Source organism: Luteibacter sp. P4_D7_3 (assembly GCF_056401735.1).
In genome coordinates this window covers 1-5,978 of sequence record NZ_JBFUIT010000252.1, presented here as the reverse complement: position 1 = coordinate 5,978, position 5,978 = coordinate 1, and the positions used below count along the sequence as shown (strand labels likewise).

The 5,978-nt window shown below is 64.6% G+C and carries 4 protein-coding genes; 3 read left to right on the top strand and 1 reads right to left on the bottom strand.

The window, feature by feature from the left end:
* A partial coding sequence (locus AC1DSN_RS17190) for a LysR family transcriptional regulator (RefSeq protein ID WP_477331865.1) occupies positions 1-295 on the bottom strand: 295 nt, incomplete at its 3' end.
* Between the two features lie 182 nt (positions 296-477).
* Here AC1DSN_RS17190 and AC1DSN_RS17185 point away from each other — a divergent pair.
* The 3 genes from AC1DSN_RS17185 to AC1DSN_RS17175 all read left to right on the top strand — a co-directional run.
* Positions 478-1,251 (top strand): helix-turn-helix domain-containing protein, encoded by a 774-nt coding sequence (locus AC1DSN_RS17185; RefSeq protein ID WP_477331863.1) that lies wholly within the window; start codon positions 478-480, stop codon positions 1,249-1,251.
* A gap of 47 nt (positions 1,252-1,298) precedes the next feature.
* Positions 1,299-4,787 carry a ligand-binding sensor domain-containing protein gene (locus tag AC1DSN_RS17180; protein WP_477331861.1) on the top strand — a complete coding sequence of 1,163 codons (3,489 nt, stop codon included), beginning with the start codon at positions 1,299-1,301 and terminating at the stop codon, positions 4,785-4,787.
* Between the two features lie 296 nt (positions 4,788-5,083).
* Positions 5,084-5,978, top strand: an 895-nt coding sequence (locus AC1DSN_RS17175; protein WP_477331859.1) for a two-partner secretion domain-containing protein, incomplete at its 3' end; no start/stop codon positions are given.

The window sequence follows — 5,978 nt, the reverse complement described above, 5'->3', positions numbered from 1 at the left end:
TCAGCAGGCTGTGCGCATGGACTCTTACGAACCTGTTTTCCACGTCGGCGCGCGTGGCCGTTTGCTCCGCGGCCCTCGCGGATTCACACATCGCGGAGGCGTGTCGGTAGACGGCCTCTCCCGTGGATGTGACTGAGAAGCGGCGCGCGTTCCGGTGCAACAGCTGCACGCCCAGTCGCCGTTCCAGCGCAATGATCCGGCGGCTCAGCAGGGATCGCGTCGTTTTGAGCTGGTCTGCGGCCACCGAAAAGCTTCCGGCCTCGATCACCTGCACGAGGAGGAACAGGTCTGCCATGTTGTTCGTTCGCTTCATGCTCGTGAGGACGTGCGATAGATGCGCAACGTTAGGACGATGGCAGGACGGTCACCTTTGATCGAGGGGGGCAGACCTTTGCACGGGGGCAAAATCGGCAGATCCGTCTATACTCTCGCCGAAGGGGACTTGATACGACTGTCAGCAGCAAGGTGGGGCTTTGCTTGTACACGTCTGATTCGCCACACATCATGGTTGTCGACGACCGACCCGAGGAGATCGGTGCGCTCGTTGTAGCGCTGCGCGCGGAAGGCTGGCGGGTAAGCATCGTCACAAACGCCGGTCAGGGCGTCCGGCGGGCGGAGTTGATCGCGCCAGACCTCATCTTGCTCGATGTGCGGATGCCGGAGATGGACGGCTTTGTCGTCAGTCGGCTTCTGCAGGAAGTGCCGCAGTTGAAGCACACGCCGATGGTCTTCCTGACCGCGGCGAACAGCCTCGAGGAACGCCTCGAAGGGCTTAGCCATGGCGGCGTCGATTACATTCTCAAAGACTGCAACCCGGCTGAACTGGTGGCGCGGGTGCGCATCCACCTGAGGCTCGCGCCCCGGCCCGCCGTCCCATCCTTCGATCCGGTCTCTGCCGGTTCGCTGCCGCCGGATGAGGTGATCCTGCAAGCTGCCATGCGGCTTCTCCGCCGGCGTCTTTCGGAACCCCTCACCCTTGACGAGGTTGCCCGGGAAGTGGGGACGTATGACAAGCGTTTATCGGCGATCTTTCGGGAACACCTTGGCACGACGGTTTTTGCGTGGCTGCGGGAGGAGCGGATCCAGCGGAGTCGGCGCTTGCTTGCGGAGACCTCGTTGAGCATGCAGGAAATCGCCCTGGAGATCGGCTTTCGGAGCGCTTGCAACTTTACGACCGCCTTCCGGGAACGGTTGGGCGTCCCGCCCACGCAGTATCGGAAGGCGACCCAGGGGGCTACCGGCACGTGCTGAGCTGGGTACAACGGACCGCGTGCGCACTCTGYGTGCTCGCTTATGGCATGCAGGCAGTTGCTGCCGCTCCGTCCCCTCATGTCCAGCTGCCGCTGGTGATTTACGATCAGAACACGGGCCTGTCGAGCCTGTCCGTGGTGCGCCTGCTGGAAGATGAGCGTCATTTTGTCTGGGCGGGAACGGAGCAGGGCCTCTACCGCTTCGACGGCATCGGGTTCAATCCCATGCTCGGAAAGGACGGCTTCCAGACCTCGGAAGTCGTGAGCCTGGCTGAGGACGACGACGGGCATGTGTGGGCGGGAACGAGGGCCGGCCTTCAGTCCCAGGACAATGACGGGCACTTCGCCTGGGTGCGGCCGGACGGCCGGACCATGCTTGTCGATCGCGGCCAGACCCTGGCACCGGACGGGCAGGGCGGCATGCTGGTGGTCAGCGGGCATCATCTGTTTCGTCTGAAGCGGCAGGCGCCGGGTCAGTGGGCGGCGGCCCCATGGCCGGAGGAGAACGCTGGCCACGCCCGGACGTCCCAGGTCGCAGCCGTCTATCACCATGGCGATGCGGTCTGGTTCGGGTGCGACGAGGCGGTGTGTCGCCTGAGCAAGGGCGTCCTGACCCGATTTGGTCCTGCCCAGGGCGTTCCCGCCGATCGATGGGTGGCGTTCCTGGTCGCCCGCGACGGCGCGGTATGGGCGCGTGGCCTGCGCACGGTCCTCGCGCTCGCCGCTGGCGAGGACGTGTTCGTCCCGCACGACATGCCGGGCACGCATGGCGAGGTGGCGGCTACCAGCATTGATCTTGCGCAAGATCGGGAGGGACGAATCCTCACACGCTCGGACACGGGCATCGCGCGCTGGGACGGAACGCGTTGGGAACTGCTGGACACGCTGAACGGGTTGCCCGGCGTGGGGATTTCCGCGCTGATCGCCGATCACGATGGGTCGGTGTGGGCCGGAACGTACGGCCGGGGCGTGCTGTATTGGAGCAACGCCAGCGCCGTCGAAAACTGGACAGCCAACCAGGGGCTCAACGATAGCCTTATCTGGTCCATTACCCGGGCAGGTCCTGACGCGATCTGGGTGGCTGGCGAAAGCGGCGGAGAAATCATCGTGCCGTCCGAGGGACGCGCGCACCGCTGGCCCATGAACCTGCCTCCGCCCGTCCAGGCGCACGCCGTGGTGACGGATACCGCCGGATCCATCTGGTACTTCCTGTTCGATGGTCGGGTGGTCCGATACGAAAGGGAACGGAACCGCACGACGCAGGTCGCCGAACTGCCTTATCTCATCCGCGGCGCACACAGGGACCGGACCGGCCGGCTCTGGGTTTATACGATGGGTGGGCTCTATGAGCTTGACCCTGTGTCGGGGTCCGTCGTGCATGTGGCGCCTGACCTGATTCCTTCAACGATGTGTTCGGACCTCGCAGAGGACAACGCCGGGCGCTTATGGCTCGCCTGCAACTCTGGCTTGTATCGACACAACGAGAGCGGATGGGCGCGTGTTCGCGTTGTTCCGAACGAATCGCTCGGAGGCTACGAAAACGTGGCAGCTTCGTCAGACGGGCGCCTCTGGCTCAGTGCGTTGCAGCCTGGGCTTCTGACGGGGCGTGCCGGCGATCTGGACTCCCTCACCATGGAGCCTGTCGACGACCCACTTCTGGCTGCGACGCGATTTTATTTTCTGCGCACCGATGGACAGGGCCGTGTCTGGGCCGGTGGCGGCAAGGGCGTGGATGTCCTTGCGGATGGGCTGTGGACGCGTCTATCCAGCCGGGACGGTCTGCTGTGGGATGAAACCAACCACGGCGCGTTCTTCGCGGATGCGGACGGCTCGGTCTGGATTGGGACGCCGGTCGGGTTGACCCACATACTCAAGCCCGCTGACCTGCTCGCGCCTCGAACCATGACGCCTCGGCTTTTTCCGGCTCGCTACGGGGCCCGTGCCGTGGCGTCGGAAGCACTGCCTTACGACAGCGGCGCACCCTTGAATATCGCCTTTGGCGTATCGGGAAACAGCGCGGGGCATCCCGTGCACTTTCGCTACCGCCTCCACCCCCTGGACCGCGACTGGGTTGACACCAGCCAAAGAGAGGTCCGCTACGCATCGCTTCCCTGGGGCCATTACCGTTTTGAAGTCCAGGTGGTGGATGAAAACCGGCGTGCGAATTCGAGCATCGCGTCGTTCGAGGTCACTATCCAGGCGCCATGGTGGATGACTCCGGGCGCCTTCATCGCCCTCGCGTTGGCGATCGTGGGCCTGGTGGTGGGCGTGTGGCGCTGGCGGACCCATGTGCTCATTGCGCATGCCCGACGGCTCGAAGGCATCGTGGTCGAGCGCACGAAAGAACTGCGCACGCTCCTTCAGGCCCGGCGCCGTTTGCTCGCTCACATCGGGCACGATCTGCGCTCGCCGCTCTCGGCTATCGTGAATGTGGCGCGCCAGTGGCGCGTAGCCGGACGGGAGGTCGACCCCCCGCTGAAGATCGAGCGCCACGCACGCATGCTCATGGAACTGATCGACGAAGTCCTGGAGTTCTCGCGGGGCGAGCTGACGGACGTCCAACTGGAACCGGCCCCTGGCTACCTCTACCGCTTCCTCTATGAGGTGGCGGACGAAGACGCGCTGCTTGCCCGGTCCAGCCATAACCGGCTTCACATACGTATCGATACGGACCTGCCCGCCGTCGTCGAACTCGACTTCCGGCGTTTACGCCAGGTGCTTTCGAACCTGCTGGGCAATGCTGCCAAGTACACCCGAAACGGACAGATCGTATTTACCGTGAAGGGGGGAGCCCATGAAGCCGGTACATCGTGTCGCCTGAGCTTCGCCGTCGAGGATACGGGCATTGGTCTGGGAGACTCGGGTGCGGAGACCCTCCTGGAACCCTTCGTTCGGGGCACCAACATCGACGATGCGCCTGGGACCGGACTGGGCCTTGCCATCGTGGCGCAGCTCCTGGCTCGCATGGGGTCTCGGCTTGAAGCAGGAAAGGGTCCGGAGGGAAGGGGCAGTCGTTTCTCATTCGAGATCGAGGTTCCCCTGGCCGACGAGCGCGACCTGGAGCCCGACCTGGCCGTTGGCCACGACACGATCGATATGGAAGGGCACGGCAGGAGGGTGGTGGTGGCCGAGCCTGATGCGGCGCGTCGCGCGGTGTTGTGCGATCTGCTCGACGGTTACGGCTTCCAGTCCGTGCCCGTGGCATCGGCGAGTGCGCTGGACGACTTCGGGGCCGAGCCGCCAGTCCTTGTTATTGCGGAACTTCGGTGGCCGGAAGACACGAAGGGGACGGTCTTCGCACGCCTGCGTCGCCTTGCACCGAACGCGCCACTTCTGGTGTTTACGTCCGTTCCGCCTGCCACTCTGCCGGAGTGGCGCTCTTCAGAAGTAGAGGTGCTTCTGAAGCCCTCCGACGCGGCCGAACTGATGGCGCTTGTTGCCCGGCTCACCGAGCGCCCGGAAGGCGACATCCGTCCCGTACCGCAGGAACGCGAGCCCCTGGTGTCCCCTTACGCAAAGGGTGTTGATCCCGCTTAGCCCTTGTCCGTTCTCACGTCCTGACAAAAGCCGCTTGTTCTCCTTTTGATCGAGGGGAACTTGTCACGCTGGGCGTGACAGAAGTTCCCGTTCGGCGGCCTTATCACATCGCGCCGCTCTTCCTAGAATCGCCCCGCCGACGTGACGAAGTTCGCACTTTATGCGACCGATCGCTGCGGCCACTTTGCACACGAGCGCGACGCTGCCCTGACGACGCACTGAGCGGCGGCAAGGTGCGTGTCGCGAACCTTCTCGCGCTGCACGCAATTGACTGCATCAAACGGGGCTTCGCAACAATGAATCGGATCTATCGCCTGTGCTGGAACGCCGCGACTTCACAGTGGGTCGCGGCCAGCGAACTCGCCCGCAGCCGCCGTCCGGGCGTTTGCGTCAACGCGCCCGCAAGCGCGCCGCGCGTGGCGACCATGGCATTGGCGGTGGCCCTGGCGATCGGTAGCGCAGGAGCTGCCCGTGCCGGTCAGACCGGAGGTCAGATTGTTTCGGGCAACGGCGCGATCAACCAGAACGGCGCGACGACGACGATCAACCAGGCCAGCCAGCATCTGTCGCTGAACTGGCAGACCTTCGACATCGGTGCGAACGAGACAGTCAACTTCGTCCAGCCGGGCCGCGATGCCATTGCGGTCAATCGTATCCTCGGCAACAGCGCCTCGGAGATCTACGGGCACCTCAACGCCAATGGCCAGGTCTGGCTGATCAACCCTAACGGCGTGCTGTTCGGCGAGGGCTCGCAGGTGAATGTCGGCGGCCTCGTCGCCTCGACGCTCGACACCGCGGACAGCTCGCTGGACGCGACCTCTCGTACGTTCAGTGGCGACGGCAAGGGCGGCGTCGTCAATAAGGGCGCCATTCGTGCCGCGAGCGGCGGCTACGTCGCCTTGCTGGGCAATACGGTGTCCAACCAGGGCACGATCAGCGCGCAGTTGGGCACGGTGGCGATGGGGGGCGGGAGCGCCGTTACGCTCACCTTCGAGGGTAGCCAGCTGCTCCACCTCCAGGTCGACCGCAGCACGCTCAACAACCTGGTGGAGAACCGCCAGTTGGTCCAGGCCGATGGCGGGCGGGTTCTCATGACCGCGGGTGCGGCCGACTCGCTGCTGGCCAGCACCGTCAACAATACCGGCGTCGTCCGGGCGCAGACGGTACAGAACCACAACGGCGAAATTGTTC